10 protein-coding genes are annotated in these 15,469 nt (G+C 61.7%); 7 read left to right on the top strand and 3 right to left on the bottom strand.

Features of this window, described 5'->3' with window-relative positions; genetic code table 11:
- The first annotated feature begins 804 nt into the window (after positions 1–804).
- The 5 genes from modA (at position 805) to PV407_RS20030 (ending at position 4,873) form a co-directional block, all read left to right on the top strand.
- The gene (modA, locus tag PV407_RS20050) at positions 805–1,629 is read left to right on the top strand and encodes a molybdate ABC transporter substrate-binding protein (RefSeq protein WP_332091764.1); all 825 of its coding nucleotides are present in this window, start codon (positions 805–807) and stop codon (positions 1,627–1,629) included.
- A 6-nt stretch (positions 1,630–1,635) separates the two neighbouring features.
- The gene (gene modB / locus PV407_RS20045) at positions 1,636–2,310 is read left to right on the top strand and encodes a molybdate ABC transporter permease subunit (protein WP_332091763.1); all 675 of its coding nucleotides are present in this window, start codon (positions 1,636–1,638) and stop codon (positions 2,308–2,310) included.
- A 26-nt stretch (positions 2,311–2,336) separates the two neighbouring features.
- On the top strand, positions 2,337–3,152 hold the full coding sequence (locus tag PV407_RS20040; RefSeq protein ID WP_332091762.1) for a phosphorylase family protein: 816 nt from the start codon (positions 2,337–2,339) through the stop codon (positions 3,150–3,152).
- Positions 3,153–3,302: 150 nt separating this feature from the next.
- Entirely contained in the window at positions 3,303–3,641 is a 339-nt protein-coding gene (locus PV407_RS20035; RefSeq protein ID WP_332091761.1) for a L,D-transpeptidase, read from the top strand.
- 59 nt (positions 3,642–3,700) lie between these two features.
- Positions 3,701–4,873 (top strand): glycosyltransferase family 4 protein, encoded by a 1,173-nt coding sequence (locus PV407_RS20030; RefSeq protein WP_332091760.1) that lies wholly within the window; start codon positions 3,701–3,703, stop codon positions 4,871–4,873.
- Positions 4,874–4,908: 35 nt separating this feature from the next.
- Here PV407_RS20030 and PV407_RS20025 read toward each other — a convergent pair whose 3' ends face one another.
- On the bottom strand, positions 4,909–6,252 hold the full coding sequence (locus PV407_RS20025) for an ABC transporter substrate-binding protein (RefSeq protein ID WP_332091759.1): 1,344 nt from the start codon (positions 6,250–6,252) through the stop codon (positions 4,909–4,911).
- Between the two features lie 695 nt (positions 6,253–6,947).
- Between PV407_RS20025 and PV407_RS20020 the strand changes: the two genes are divergently transcribed.
- Positions 6,948–7,799 carry an AraC family transcriptional regulator gene (locus tag PV407_RS20020; protein ID WP_332091758.1) on the top strand — a complete coding sequence of 284 codons (852 nt, stop codon included), beginning with the start codon at positions 6,948–6,950 and terminating at the stop codon, positions 7,797–7,799.
- Between the two features lie 109 nt (positions 7,800–7,908).
- On the opposite strand, the gene PV407_RS20015 is transcribed toward PV407_RS20020, so the two are convergent.
- Positions 7,909–8,964 (bottom strand): CotH kinase family protein, encoded by a 1,056-nt coding sequence (locus PV407_RS20015; protein WP_332091757.1) that lies wholly within the window; start codon positions 8,962–8,964, stop codon positions 7,909–7,911.
- Positions 8,965–9,119: 155 nt separating this feature from the next.
- Positions 9,120–9,527 carry a hypothetical protein gene (locus PV407_RS20010; RefSeq protein ID WP_332091756.1) on the bottom strand — a complete coding sequence of 136 codons (408 nt, stop codon included), beginning with the start codon at positions 9,525–9,527 and terminating at the stop codon, positions 9,120–9,122.
- Positions 9,528–9,714: 187 nt separating this feature from the next.
- Between PV407_RS20010 and PV407_RS20005 the strand changes: the two genes are divergently transcribed.
- The coding region (locus tag PV407_RS20005) for a hypothetical protein (RefSeq protein WP_332091755.1) at positions 9,715–15,469 on the top strand (5,755 nt) is incomplete at its 3' end.

The following is a 15,469-nucleotide window of genomic DNA, read 5'->3' as shown; positions in this document are numbered from 1 at the left end:
TGAAGTGAAGAGCCGTATGCGTGAATTGCGCACGTACGGATCTGTGAGGGGCAAGGGGCTCAAGCCGCGAAAGGCGAGGCCCCACCTACTCGACTATTTGGCGAAAAACCCCTTTTGGACGGCGGTTCGGAGCAAATAAGCGCAGTGGTGTCCGTTACGACTGGAAAACGGCCGATTTTCGCGAAATAAGCGCCGTGGCGTCCGTTACGTTTCGGAAGCCGACGGTTTTCGCTCATCCTTGAAATACGTCGATGCTAGCTTTTCTTAAGAGCGCCTGGAAACGGCCGGCTTAGCGGACGTTTAGGACTTTGATTGTGCTTTTGCCGAAGGAGGGCCGAGGTTCGACAAGTTCCTATCGTTTTTCGCCGGTACGTTACACAATCGCCTATGCCGTCAATTTTCGGAATACGCAAAGAAACGGTCCTGAAACGTCCAAAACATACTTACTAATATTTCAGTATGACTTGTTAAACTTAGGGTCCGTGATCCGGAATGAGAGAGAAAGATGAGTAACGAACAGAACAACGCTTTGATTCCAGCCTGCTTGCACCGGCTTCTTGCCGAATTGATCGACGGACCGGAGACGGCCTCCGCCTCCCGGTCTCTCGCCCGGGAAAGGTTTTTTCGGAACTGCGCGGAATGGATACGTCTGCGCCGTTTTCCCGTTTGAGAAGGTCATCTAGCCCGCCAAACGCAGCCTTCGGTCGGAAGCCGGCGCTTGCGGCGGACAAGCGGGTGTCGACGCGGGAAGCGTCCCTTTGTATAATGGCGGAGAGTGCATCAGGAAAGGGGATTCGCCACGCCATGAACAACCAGTCGCTTCGCCGGACGATCGGGTTCGTGCTCGCCGGTTTGCTGGCCGTTTCGGCCGCCGCGTGCGGAGCGGACAAGCCGGAGCCCGCCGCCGGGAATAAGGCGGACGCCGAGCCGCAAAAGGTCGAGCTGATCGTATCGGCCGCGGCCAGCCTCACGAACGTTTTGAGCGACATTCGCGACGGCTTCGAACGGCAGAACAAGGACGCGAAGCTCGCCTTCAACTTCGGCGCCTCCGGCGCGCTGCAGCGGCAAATCGAGCAGGGGGCGCCCGCCGACTTGTTTTTCTCCGCGTCGGACGCGAACATGAAAGCTCTCGTCGACAAGCGGCTCGTCGATCCCGCCGACCGGCGGGCGATCGTCCGCAACGAGCTTGTCGTCGTCGCGGCGAAGGATGCCGGCGCCGTCCCGGCCGGCCTGTCCGAGCTCGCCGGCGCTCGCGTGAAAACGATCGCCGTCGGCATCCCGGAGAGCGTCCCGGCCGGCGCTTACACGAAGGAAGCTTTGACCGGGGCGAAGCTGTGGGACGAGCTGCAGCCGAAGCTCGTGCAGGGCAAAGACGTCCGCCAAGTGCTTGCGTACGTGGAAACGGGAAACGCGGACGCCGGCTTCGTTTACCGGACCGACGCGCTCGCCTCGGACAAGGTGAAGATCGCGTTTCCGGTCGATCCGAAGCTTCATTCGCCGGCCGTTTATGTGCTGGGCATCGTCAAGGCGACGAAGCACCCGGAGCAAAGCCGCAAGCTGTTCGACTATATGCAGAGCGCCGAGGCGCGGGACTTGTTTCGCAAGCACGGCTTCGGAACGGGCGGGTAACGCGGCATGAACGGCATGTCCGCCGCCGAATGGCTCGCTCCCGTCGTTTTGTCGCTGCGGGTTTCGTTTTTGGCGAGCGTCTTCGTATTCGTCGCGGGCGTTGCGGCGGCCTGGGGGATGAGCCTCGTCCGTTTTCGCGGGAAGACGCTCGTCGAAACGGTCTTTTTAATGCCGCTCGTGCTTCCGCCGACCGTGGTCGGCTTCGTGCTGCTCGTCGGTCTCGGCCGGCGGAGCGCGCTCGGGGAGCTGGCGCAATGGCTGTTCGACAAGCCGATCGTATTTACGTGGCAAGCCGCCGTGATCGCCGCCGCCGTCGTCGCGTTTCCGCTGGCGTATCAAACGATGAAGGTCGGCTTCGCGTCGGTCGACCGCGACCTGCAGGACGCCGCCCGGTCGATGGGCGCGACCGAATGGCAGCTGCTGACGCACGTCCTGCTGCCGCTCGCGCGGCGTTCGCTTGCAACCGCCTACGTGCTCGGCTTTGCCCGCGGACTCGGCGAGTTCGGGGCGACGCTGATGATCGCCGGCAACATTCCCGGCAAAACCCAGACGGTGCCGACCGCCATCTACGTCGCCGTCGACAGCGGCCGCATGGCCGCCGCCTGGTGGTGGGCCGGCTCCGTAATCGTCGTCTCGTATTTGCTGCTGCTGCTCGTCCCGAGAAACGATTCTGATTCTTGAAACGATACGAAACGGAGGCCGGAATCATGAGCATCCCATCGCAGCATCGCTACATCAGCCCGTCGGTCGTCATGAAAAACCGTTTCCGGCAGCATCCGGCGCCGGACTGGAAGCTGGCGGTCATCTGCTTCCGCGATTACAAAGGCTCGCAGCTGCTCGTACGGACATTCGGCGCCGAGCCGGTCGGATACAAAGTGCTTTACGGGATGGAAGAGTTCGAGGGCTCGCCTGTCGTCTACGAGGCGGACATCGCCGGCTCCAAGGTCGGAATCGTCACGCGCTGCAACTGGGGCGGCCCGCAGGCGGCGATACTGGTCGAAGAGCTCGCCGAGCTCGGGGTCGAACGGATTGTCGGCTTCGGGGCGGCCGGATCGATCGTCGGGCGGATCGGCAAAGGGACGCAGCTCATCGCAAGCCGCGCCCTGTTGACCGACGGAACGAGCCGCGCCTATATCCGGGACGAGACGAGCCTCGATTGCGATCCTTCCTGGACGGCGATCGCGAAGGAAACCGCAGCGGCGGCGGAGGCGGACGGGGAGACCGTCCGATTTGCGGCGGCGGCGAACGTCGACGCCCTGTACAGGGAGACGCGAGGCTTGATCGAGGAGCTGCGCGAGGCCGGAGCCGAAATCGTCAATATGGAGACGGCCGCGTTATACGCCGCCGCGCGGGTTTGCGGCGTGAAAAGCGTCTGGGTCGGCTTCGCCAGCGACTGTCTGGACGGCGACGAATGGGACGATTGGCATATCGATTTGCTAAAGCCGGCCGAAGCGACCGCGCGCCTATGCCTCGATCTGTGCGAACGAGCGCTTGCGGCGGCGTCCGCCGGCGAAACCGGCTAAACGGCAACTAGCGGGGACGACGGCCCCGCTTTGTTTGCGCGTTCGAATGGCAGCCCGCCCGGCCGCCGCATATGATGTAACGTCCGGAACAGGCGCGCTTTCCGCGAAAGCGACCGCCTTGGCCGGCCATTCGCCGGGAGGTGCAGCGAAATGCCGCAAACGAGCATCATCGTGGATTTGTCCGATCGCCTTTTGCATCTGCTCGAGGACGATCGCGTCGTCCGGTCTTACCCGGTCGGCATCGGCCGGATGGTTACGGCCACGCCGACCGGCCGGTTCACCGTCGTCAATAAAGCGCCCAATCCGGGGGGGCCGTTCGGCGCCTTCTGGATGGGCTTGTCCAAGCCGCATTACGGCATACACGGCACGAACGATCCGACTTCCATCGGCAAAATGGTTTCGCACGGCTGTATTCGGATGCACAATCACGACGTTCTGGAGCTGCAGCGCATGGTGCCGATCGGAACTCCGGTCACGATACGGCCGTAGGTCCAAGGCGCAGGCGCAAGTCTCCCGAGCAATCGCAACGATATGGAGGTCAATCGACTATGTCCCGCGCAACGATTGCATTCGTTACTCCGGGCACGTTCCCCGTTCCGTCCCGCCGAAGCAGCTCGGTCGAGCTCGTCGTCGCGCAAGCGGGGGAGCGGCTCGGCCGGCAAGCCGAGGTCGTCGTGTTCGGCAAAAAAACGAAGGGCCGTCCCGCCCGCGAGGCGATCGGCGGAATCCGCTACGTGCGGCCGACCGCCAAGCCTTACATCGCGCACGTCTCCCGCCTGATCAAGCGCGAGCCGCCCGACGTCATTCAGGTGGAAAACCGTCCGAGGCACGCTTGCTACTTGAAAAGACGGCACCCGAAAACGCCGGTCGTGCTGTCCCTCCATTCGACGACGTTCCTGTCGAAGCCGCATATCGCTCCGTCCGCGCTGCGCCTTTGCCTCCGCTCCGCCGATGCGATCGTCGTCAACAGCGAATTTTTGAAGGCGAAGGTCGCTTCCCATGACGAATCACTGTCGGGCAAAATCGTCGTCAACCATCTCGGCGTCGACACGAACCGTTTCGTCTCGCGCTGGTCGGCGGAGGAGCAGGCGAGGCGGGAGGCGAATTTGGCGAAGCTGGGCTTGGCGGGCAAAAAAATCGTGCTGTACGTCGGCCGCTTCATTCCGATCAAAGGGGTGCACCATCTCGTGGCGGTCATGCCGACCATCGCGGCGCTGGAGCCGGACGCCGTCCTGCTGCTCGTCGGCGGCGCCTCGTACGGCTCGAACCGGCTCACCCCGTACGTGCGGAAGCTGCGCCGGATGGCGCAAACGGTCCCGGGCCACGTCCGGTTCGTGCCGTTCGTGCCGCACGAGCAAATTCCGCTCTGGTTCCGGCTGGCCGACGTCGCGGTCGTGCCTTCGGCGGAGAAAGAGGCGTTCGGTCTCGTCAACGTCGAAGCGATGGCGTCCGGCGTCCCGGTCGTCGCCACGGCGGCGGGCGGGATGAAAGAAATTATCGAGCACGGCGTATCGGGGCTGCTCGCCGAGCCGGGGCGGCTTGCCGAGCAGCTGGTCGGGCACGTATGCGCCGTCCTGGCCGACCGCGAGTACGCGCGCCGCTTGGGCGAGAAAGGAATCGAGCGGGTGCGGGAGCGGTTCACGTGGCAGCATACGGCGGACCGGCTGGCGGAGCTGTACCGGAAGCTCGGCGTTCCGCCCGAGTCGTTCGCGGCGGAATAACGGGGAAGGCCCGCGTCCTTTCGTCCTTCATCGCTTCATCGCTTCATCGCCTCGATCGCTTTGTTCGCCTCTTCGGCCGCCTGGCGCAGCGCGGTGTTGATGTCCGTCCGGCCGTAGGCGAGGTCGGGCAGCCGTTTGATCAGCTCGTTTTCCGCCGTTTTGTCCACCTCCGTCTTGGGCGAGATCGGCGCGAACTTGTTGTAGTACGCCGCCGCCAAATTTTTATGCTTGTTCAAGCTGTTTTGGCCGAACGCCTTTTTCACGTCGGGGCTGTTCAGCACCGTCATGCCGCCCCTCCTGGACAGCTCCAGCTGATATTCGTCGGATACGAGATAGTTCAGCACCTCGAACGCCTGCTCTTTATGCTTGGCCGTTTTCGGAATCGACCAATAGACGGGATATTGCTGGCTGCCGACTCCCGGCATCTCTTTCGTCGTCGGGTATGCGGCGATGTCCCATTCGAACGGAACCGGTGTCGGGCTGACGACCTGCCAATCGGAGAAGACGCCGAAGATGGCCAGCTCCTGCTTCGTCAGCCATTCGCCGGAATAAGGCAGCTTTCCTTCCAGCTCGTCCATTTTGGCCCGGTAATTGGCGTTTGCCGCCGGCTTCAAAATCGGCTCGACAATGCTTTTCCATCGTTCGTCGGCGAACGTCGCCTTCATCGTCTGCGGATCGACGAACGGCACGGAGTACGGGTTCATCCGGGTGCTGTGGCTCGGCGATACGGCGATACCGGCGATCGTCTTGTCGCCGTCCTTCCGGTCCAGCTTGGCGGCCGTCTCGTACACCTGCTCCCATGTCATGCCGTCCTTCAAATACGGCACGCCGAACTTATCGAACAAGTCTTTGTTGTAATAGAGCGACATGCCGTTCGTCGTAACCGGCAGTCCCCATATTTGCCCCTGTCCGTTTTGTCGGAGCGCTTCGATCAACGTCGGCTCGAACCGCGTCAAGTCGACGCCGTACTGCTTGATGAGCGGCGTCAGATCGAATTCGGTTTTCGTTCTCGGCAGCGTGGAGAAAAACGTGCCGATCGATTCGTAATACAAATCGACGTTTACCCCCATCAGCAGCAAATTTTCGAACTTGAAGGCGTCACCGTCGCGCGGGTTAATATATTGGACGCGGACGTGCGGAAATTTTTTGGCGATATAATCGCCGTAATTTTTGTTGAATTCTTCCCGCTGCGTGCCGCCGGCGGAATAGATCGTCAGCTCGACCGGTTCGGTTGGCGGCTTTGGCGCCGCGGCCGGTTCGCCGCCCGCTTCCCCGGAGCCCGGCGAAGTCCCGCCGCCGGTATTGGCGCAGCCCGCGAGCAGGACGGCGAGCGCGAGGCAGGACGAGACGGCGACGCTTTTGTTGGATGGTTTGAACATAACGGATTCCTCCTTTTTAACGATAAAAATGATAGCGCTTTCAACAAATGCGCGACGGATGAGCGCCGCGGCTTTCCGGCGACGGCAGCGGTGCGGCCCGAAAGGGGATGGCGCGCATGCCGATTGCGCTAGGGCCGCCGTTGGCGCTCGGGCGCTTTTGCAGCCGGCGATTTCGTTTCGCCGCGCAGCATCGCCTCCATGGCGTTCGACGAGCGGCATTCGGAGCGGGGAAGCCTTTACCCGGCCGGGCTCCGTGCCGTCGCGTCCGGTTTTTGGCTTCGACAGAAGCTTTTTTAAACGTTTCAGAATGTTTAAGAGAAAAACTTCCGCTAAGCCGCGGTCGCTCATCCATGAAATACGTCGTTAGACGTTTTTCTTATCGATAAAGAATGTTTAATTTCGCTAAAGTACTAAAGCGAAGAGCGACATTCTTTACCAAGAACAAGCTACCGAAAAAACACGGATGTACATCATCGAAAGGCTACGATCAGAAGCTTTTCTTATAGTAAGCGGATTTCGCCGCAATCTCTACGCCATATTTACCTTTATTCCCGATACTTTGCTATAATTGCTGTAAGCCGTCCCGAACTTTCGCGCTCCCACGGCCCCTGCCGCCGCTCCTCCTCCGTTACGGCCGCGCCGGAATCCGATTGCGGCCGACATACCGTCAGACTGCGACAAACGGGTGATCGATCGTGAAAACCGAATTTGAAATCGCTTTCTCCAAGAAGACCGCGCCCTCGACGATGACGAAATGTCACTATCACGACTATTACGAAATTTATTATTTGCTGTCCGGAGAACGATACTACTATATCGAGGACCGGACGTATTTGCTGAAAAAGGGCTGCCTGCTGTTCGTCGGCAAAAACGATATTCACAAAACGATCGACGCAAGCAGGCCGGAGCACGAGCGGATCGTTTTTTATTTCGACGACGCGCTGCTCCGGCCGTTTCACGACGAATATTTGGACACGCTGCTGTTCCCGTTCCGCGCGGAAACGAAAATGCTCGCCTTGAACCTGCACGAGCAAAGCTACGCCGAAAACATCATATTCCAGATGAGCCGGGAGCATGTGGAAACCGGACAGGTCGGCAAGCGGCTGTTTCTGCAATCGCTCGTCGTGCAGCTGCTGCTGTTCGCCGCGCGCAAAATGATGACCGTCCGCGAAGCGCCCGCCGAACATATGCATCGCAAAATCGTCGAAGTGCTGGAATTTTGCAAAACGCATTATCGCGAGCCGATAACGACAAGCCGTATTTCCGCCGACTACTATATAAGCCCTTCCCATTTCAGCCGGCTGTTCAAACGGTATACCGGCTTCAGCTTTCCCGAATATTTGAATACGCTTCGCATTCGGGAGGCGCAGCGGCTTCTGCGGGAGACGAAGCTGAAAATTACGGAAATCGCCGAAAACGTCGGCTATTTGAACATCACGCATTTCAACCGGAAATTCAAGCAAATCGCGCAAATGTCGCCGCTCGAGTACAAAAACGTATCCCGCCATACGAAATCGCTCAAGGAAAACAAGACGGACACGCGCTGAGCCGGGCTAAGTCCGGCCGGGCGAAGCTCCGGAAATCGGCCGCCGGCGCTCTCGGTCCGGCGCTCTCGGTCCGGCGCCTGGCGCGGTAATGGCACAGGCAGCAGGCCGGCTACAGCTCCGCAAGCTCTTTCCGCACGATCTCTCTCCGCTCCCGGATATACGCTCGAATGAGCTCCGGTTCTCCGTCGAACACCTCGGCGGGCCATCGCCGGGAGCGATCCGCATGGATGCTTTCGCGTATGGCCTCATGCATGCCGTAGACGATCGGCATGATGCCCGCTTCGGTAAAGGCGCTTTCCAGCAGCCTCTCGAGCAGGGTGCGGTACGCCGCGCGCAGACGCGGATCGGACAGCACCGCCTCGGTCAGCGCATTGTAGCCCGTCACCCGCACCAAGTCGCTGGCGCATCGTTTGCCATAGCAGTTTCGCCCCCACGTTCCTTCGTAATCCCACGGCACGATCCGGTATTTCCGCGACGGTCCGTGCTCGTACAGCGCGTAATTTTGATCGAAGCCGTCGTAATTGCCGGTCAGAACGGCGCCGGACAGCCAGCGCAAGTAGTTGTCCGCATCCAGCCTTCGATGCAAGCGGGCGCGCAGCCGTTCGCCCCTCAGCGCGTGAATGCTTCGGATGAACCGTTTCAGCGCGAGCCGGTCGGCGCTCGTGCCGATGACCTGCTTATACCCTTCGAACAGCGACGATTTGCGCCGCCCCGTTTCCGGACTGATCAGCGAGAAATTGGCGCTGTCGTTGTCCGCGTAGAAGAGCGATACGGCCGGTATTTTCCGTCTGCGGAAAAACGACCGGTTCACCGCTTCGATGAGCAAATAAACGCCTTCGCTTCGGCCGTTCACGCGCAGCAGGCAGTGGCGGGTCGACGGGCTCGGAACGCCGATCGATCGGAAGAAGCGGAACGATAGCGCGTTGCGCATCATCGAAGGGTCGTCGTATTCGGCATTAAAATGGTACGTTTTCCCGCCGATGCGGATTTCGTACGACTTTTTCGGATAGTTCCGCGTATGTCCTCCCCGGTAGCGCACGCGCATCGGCACTTGGCGCCCCTCGTAAAGCAAATACCCTCGAACGAACGTGCCGCTCCATATGTTTTTTTTCATCCGGCTCAGCTCGGAAGGTCCGATGACGATATCGAACTCGGCTAGTGCCATACAGATCGGATCCGCCTTTCCCTGAAGGAGAGCAGCCTATCCTTAACGGATAGGCTGCTGGTGGGATACGATATGCGGAAGAGACTTTGGGCGTAACGGCATTCGCCCATCCTTTACGCTCGGCGAAGGACGATTGGCCGTCTGCCTGCGCATCATCACTTGCGGCGCTTGCATCCGCAACCGCTCTTGCGGCGCTTGCGCACGGGACGTTTTACTTTCGGCTTGCAGCTGCGATGCTTGCTGCGATCGCCGCCGGTCAGGCTTCCGTACGTTTTATGGCCGCCGGACAGGCCGCCGAACGTTTTATGGCCGCCGCTCAGGCTGCCGTGCGTATGATGGCCGCCCGACAAGCCCCCGTGGGTACGGTGACCGATGCTGCCGCCGGTGCGGTGACCTCCGGAATGGTGACCGCTCGTGTGCTTCCCGCTTGAATGGTGGCCGCTCGTATGTTTGCCGCTCGTATGATCGCCATGGGAACGCCCCATGCCGGCGCCCCACCCGCGGCTTCTGTCTTTGAGCCACATGTCGTACAACAAATCGGGTACGTTGTTCGTCGTAGGCATCGCTTTCGTCTCCTCCTTTCTTCTAGGAGTGGTACAGTTTATGACTCGTCCGGGCGATTTGGTACTGGTCATTGGTTGATTCGCCTCAAAAATGGATGTTTCTCCGTTTTTCCGGGAGAGTGTGACCGCGAACTGGGTGAACGCATATGTTACAGATGACTAATCCTGTGGAAGAAAGGTGACCCGGATGAAAAAGAACAAACCAGGCGAAGGCTCGAGACGAAGCAAGCAATCCGGTCAACGGATATACAACGCGAACATGAACGAGCTCAGCTGGCTGGACGAAGACAGAGCGGCGAAGGCGCTGCGCAAAAAGAAGCCCGACGGGCAAACGGACAAAAAATCGGCGGATTCGTCAAGCGGCAAGCCGGCCGACAATCCGGGCGATCAAATGGCCGCCATCGCCTCCGTTCAGGCGCCGGAAGCTCCGGTCGCGCCCCCCGAGACCGCTTCGCATTTCGACCGGCCCGAGCTGGCGGAATTCCCCGAAATTCCGGTTATACCGGCAGCTCCGGCCATTCCGGATCCTCGCGAAGGAAAGGAGTCCGCGCCCGCCCCGCACGTCGAAGTGTTTGCCGAGCCGTCCGACATTTCCCCGGTTCTGCTTCTGTTCGAGCGGGCCCAACACGAAAACGTGGCGGTCGTGTATACGGACGACATCGTCGACGAAGCGGTGACGAACGAGAAAATCGCCAATCGTTCGATCGACGGATCGAAGCTCAAGCCGAACAGTATCGGCCGCGATTCGCTGGCCGATTACGCGGTCGACAGCACGAAGCTGGCGGAAGGAAGCGTAACGGCCAGCAAAATCGCGCCGGCCTCGATCGAAGACAAACATATCGTTCAAGGAACGATTTCCGGCCGGAAGCTGAAGCCGAAGTCGATCGGCGGCGACAAGCTGATCGACAACAGCATCACGTCGGAGAAGCTGGCCGACAAAACGATCGATTCGATGAAAATCGCCGAAGGGTCGATCGAAGCGAAGCATTTGCACAAGCAGAGCATTTCGACGGATCTGATTCAGGACCAATCGATCGTCAGCGAAAAAATCAAAAGCGGCGCCATCCTGTCGATCAACCTGGCCAACGGCGCGGTAAATTCGGCGAAAATCGCCGACGGCGCGGTATTGACCGAGAAGCTTCGGGAAGGGGCCGTCACGGCCGAGAAGCTGGCGGAAGCCAGCGTCGGCTCGGTCCATTTGCAGAAGGAAGCCGTTATGGGGGAGCATATCGCGGTTGGGGCGCTTTCCGCGGAGCATCTATCGGCAAAAAGCGTCCAAGCGGAGCATCTGACCGACGAATCGGTCGGAACCGAGCACCTCGCGCCGCAATCGGTAACGGGAGACAAACTGGCGGGCGAATCGGTCGGATCGCGGCAGCTGCGCCCGGGCTCGGTCCAATCGTCGCACCTGACGCCAGAATCCGTACACGGAAGCCATTTGACGAACGAAGCGATATCGACGGCAAAGCTGGTCCAGGGGGCCGTAACCGCCGAAAAGCTGCGGGACGGAGCCGTAACGGAAGCAAAGCTGGAACCCGGAGCGGTAACGACATCCAAGCTAGCCGACGGATCGGTGACGTCGTTCAAAATCGCCGCGGGCGCAATCGAACGTCACCATTTATCGACGGGCGCGGTAAGCTCGGAAGAAATTGAGGCGGAAGCGGTCGGCGAAGCGGAGCTCGCCCCGGGCAGCGTCGTCACCGGTAAAATCCGAAACGGCGCCGTTACGGAAGGGAAGCTGGCCGACGGGGCCGTCACGTCGCAGAAGCTGGCGCTCGGCTCGGTAACCGCCGAGCATTTGGCCGACGGCGCCGTCACTTCGGAGCTGCTGGCGGGCGGGTCGGTGCAGTCCCGTCACGTCGGCCCGGGAGCGATCGGCAGCGAGCATTTGCAGAAAAACGCGGTCACCACGGAAGCCGTTCAGGACTATTCGATTACGTGGAACAAAATCGCGCTCGGATCGATTACGCGCAACCATCTTGTGCTGGGAACCGTATATACGCACCATATCGTCGATCATGCGGTGACGACTTCGAAAATGGCGCCGGAGGCGGTATCGACCGACAAGATGACCGATTTGGCCGTCACGACTTCCAAAATCGCCGACGGCAACGTAACGGCCGCGAAGCTGGCCGCCGGCGCCGTGCGCAGCGATCATCTCGCGCCAGGAGCGGTCCAGTCGGACCATTTGGGCGCGGGCGCCGTGCAGGGCGAGCATTTGGCCGAACAATCGGTAGGCTCCGAGCATTTGCGCGATCGTTCCGTCACCGACAAAATGCTGATCGACGGCGCCGTGACCGAGTCGAAGCTGGCGAACGGCGCGGTGACGACCGGGAAGCTCGCCCCGGATAGCGTGGACGGGACGCGGCTCGCCGGCGAGTCGGTCGATGCGCGGCATTTGGTTCCGGGCGCCGTGACGGCCGAGGCGATCGCCGGCGGAAGCGTCGGGTCGGAACAATTGGCCGAAGATTCGGTCGGTCCGCAGCATTTGCGCGAGGGCGGGGTCCCGACGATCGCGCTGCAGAACGGCGCGGTGACGAACGAGAAGCTGGCCGCCGGTGCGGTGAACGGAAGCAAAATCGCACCGCTGTCGGTGAGCGGAGAGCATCTCGCCATCGAATCGGTTTCGGGCCGACACGTGAAGCAGGGGACGATTCAAGGCAACCATATCGCGCAAGGCTCGATACGGGGCGTCCATCTGGGAGAAGGGGCCGTTTCGAACGAGCATCTGGCGGGCGAAAGCGTCGACGGCAGCAAGATCAAGGCGTCCTCCGTCGACAACGAACATTTGGCGGACGGAGCGGTCACGTCGGAAAAAATCGGACCGAACGCGGTTAGAACGGAACATCTGACCAGCAACGCGGTTCGCGCAAGTCACGTGGCTCCGCAAAATATCGTCGAGGCGCATCTGCAGGATCAAGCCGTCTCCGCGGCCAAGCTGCAGGACGGCGCGGTTACGGAAGGGAAGCTGGCGGCGAATTCGGTCACGTCCGGGAAGCTGGCGGCGGAAAGCGTCGGAAGCGAGCATATCAAAGGGGAATCGATCCGGGGGTTCCACGTGCAGCCCGGGGCGGTCAAAGGCTTCCATATCGAGCAGGCGGCGCTGCGGACCGAGCATTACGGCGCGGGCAGCGTCACCGGCGACAAGCTGGCGCCGTCCTCCGTCGGTACGGACCAATTGATCGATAGCGCCGTAACGGGAGAAAAGCTGGCGGCCGCTTCTGTCGGCAAAGAGCATTTGGCCAACGAGTCGGTCGAATCCCGCCACCTGAGCGAACAGTCGATCGCCGAGGAGCATATCCAGGAAGGCGCGATTGCGACCGCGATGCTGCAGGACGAAGCGGTGACGGGCGACAAAATCGCGGCCGGCGCCGTAACGGCGGAGAAGCTGGCATCCGGCTCGGTCGTTTCGGCCCATCTGGCCGAATCGTCGGTCACGGCGGAGAAGCTGGCGTCCGGGTCGGTGAGCAAGGAGCATCTGGCGAACGAATCGATCGAATCGCGCCATTTGACCGATCAATCGGTCGCGGAGGAGCATATCCAGGAAGGCGCGATCGCGACGGCGATGCTGCAGGACGAAGCGGTGACGGGCGATAAGCTCGCGGCCGGCGCGGTGACGGCGGAGAAGCTGACGCGAGGCGCGGTCGCTTCGGCTCACCTGGCCGAGTCGTCGGTCACGGCGGAGAAGCTGGCGCCCGGATCGGTCGGCAAGGAGCATTTGGCGAACGAATCGATCGAATCCCGCCATTTGACCGACCAATCGGTCGCGGAGGAGCATATTCAGGAAGGCGCGATCGCGACGGCGATGCTGCAGGACGAAGCGGTGACAAGCGATAAGCTGGCGGCGGGCTCCGTAACGAGGGAGAAGCTGTCGCCGGAATCGGTCGCCTCGCTGCATCTGACCGAGCTTTCCGTAACGTCCGACAAGCTGGCCGACGGCAGCGTCACGAGCGACAAGCTGGCCGGCGGTTCGGTCACCGCCGACAAATTGGCCGAAGGCTCGATAACCGGGTGGGCGTTCGCGTCGGATACGATCGAAGGCCGGCACATTCGCCGCGAGGCGATACAAAGCTACCATATCGGCAAAGGCGCGATCCAGGGCGAGCATGTGGGCAATATCGAATGGCTGGCAGGTAGGCTCGCCGACGGCAGCGTCGCGGGCTCCAAGCTGCAAACCCATTCGGTGACGGCGAAGCAGCTTGCGGCGGACAGCGTGACGGCGGATCAGCTCGCGGCGGAAAGCGTGACGACCGAGAAGCTGTCGCCGGGCGCGGTCACGTCCGGGAAGCTTGCGCACGGAGCGGTTTCGTCCGGGAAACTGGCGGAAGGAGCCGTAACCGGGGCGGCCATCGCCGCGGAAAGCGTCGACGGGGGGCATATTCGCCCGGAAACGATCCAGGGCCGCCATATCGTCCGCGGCGCGATCGCCAGCGAACATTTGGACAGCGTGGACTGGATCCCGGACCGATTGGCCGACGGCGTCATCGCCGGTTCCAAGCTGCAGGACGGGACCGTTACGTCCAGGCAGCTTGCGCCGAATAGCGTCGAAGCCGAACAGCTTGCGGCCGAAAGCGTTACGGCGGCGAAGCTGGCGGACGGATCGATTACGGCGGCGAAGCTGGCGGAAGGGTCCGTAACGGGAGCGGCTGTCGCGGCGGAAAGCGTCGAAGGGTACCATATCCGTCCGGAAACGATCCAGGGCTACCATATCGGCAAAGGCGCGATCGAAAGCGAGCATGTGGACAACGTGGACTGGATCGCGTATCGTCTGGCCAAAGGCAGCATTGCCGGAAACAAATTGCAGGACGGATCGGTCACGTCGAGGCAGCTCGCCCCGGACAGCGTCGAGGCGGAGCAGCTTGCGGCCGGAAGCGTCACGGAGGAGAAGCTGGCGGACGGATCGATTACGGCGGCAAAGCTGGCGGAAGGGTCCGTAACGGGAGCGGCCATCGCGGCGGAAAGCGTCGAAGAGAGCCATATTCGCCCGGAAACGATTCAGGGCTGGCATATCGCCAAAGGCGCGATCGGCAGCGAGCATGTGGACGACGTCGATTGGGTCGCGCAGCGTTTGTCCGACGGCCGTATCGCGGGAAGCAAACTGCAGGACGGCTCCGTCGGGTCGCGGCAGCTGGCCGCGGACAGCATTGATGCGGAGCGGCTTGCGGCCGGCAGCGTCACGACGGAGAAGGTGGCGGACGGATCGATCACGGCGGCGAAGCTGGCGGAAGGGTCCGTAACGGGACCGGCCGTCGCGGCGGAAAGCGTCGAAGGGCACCATATCCGTCCGGAAACGATCCAGGGCTGGCATATCGCCAAAGGCGCGATCGGGAGCGAGCATGTGGACGACGTCGATTGGGTCGCGCAGCGTTTGTCCGACGGCAGTATCGCGGGAAGCAAACTGCGGGACGGCTCCGTCGGGTCGCGGCAGCTCGCTGCGGACAGCGTTGATGCGGAGCGGCTTGCGGCCGGCAGCGTCACGACGGAGAAGCTGGCGGACGGATCGATTACGGCGGCGAAGCTGGCGGAAGGGGCCGTAACGGGAGCGGCCGTCGCGGCGGAAAGCGTCGAAGGGTACCACATCCGACCGGAAACGATCCAAGGCTGGCATATCGGCAAGGGTGCGATCGGCAGCGAGCATGTGTACAGCGTGGATTGGATCGCGCATCGACTGCCCGAGGGCAGCATCGCGGGAGACCGGCTGCAGGACGGCACCGTCGGGTCGCGCCAGCTCGCTCCGGAAAGCGTCGACGCCGAACGGCTGGCAGCCGGCAGCGTCACGGCCGAGAAGCTGGCGAACGGATCGGTTACGCCCGAAAAATTGGCGGAAGGGTCCGTCACGGGATCGGCGCTTGCTGCGGAAAGCGTCGACGGCAGCCATATTCGGCCGGAAACGATCCAGGGCCGGCATATCGGCAAAGGCGCGATCCAGAGCGATCATTTGG

It is taken from the genome of Paenibacillus sp. GYB003 (assembly GCF_036577625.1).
GTDB lineage: Bacteria > Bacillota > Bacilli > Paenibacillales > NBRC-103111 > Paenibacillus_AB.
The sequence above is the reverse complement of the archived record's forward strand: the minus strand, read 5'-3'. Positions and strand labels throughout refer to the sequence as shown.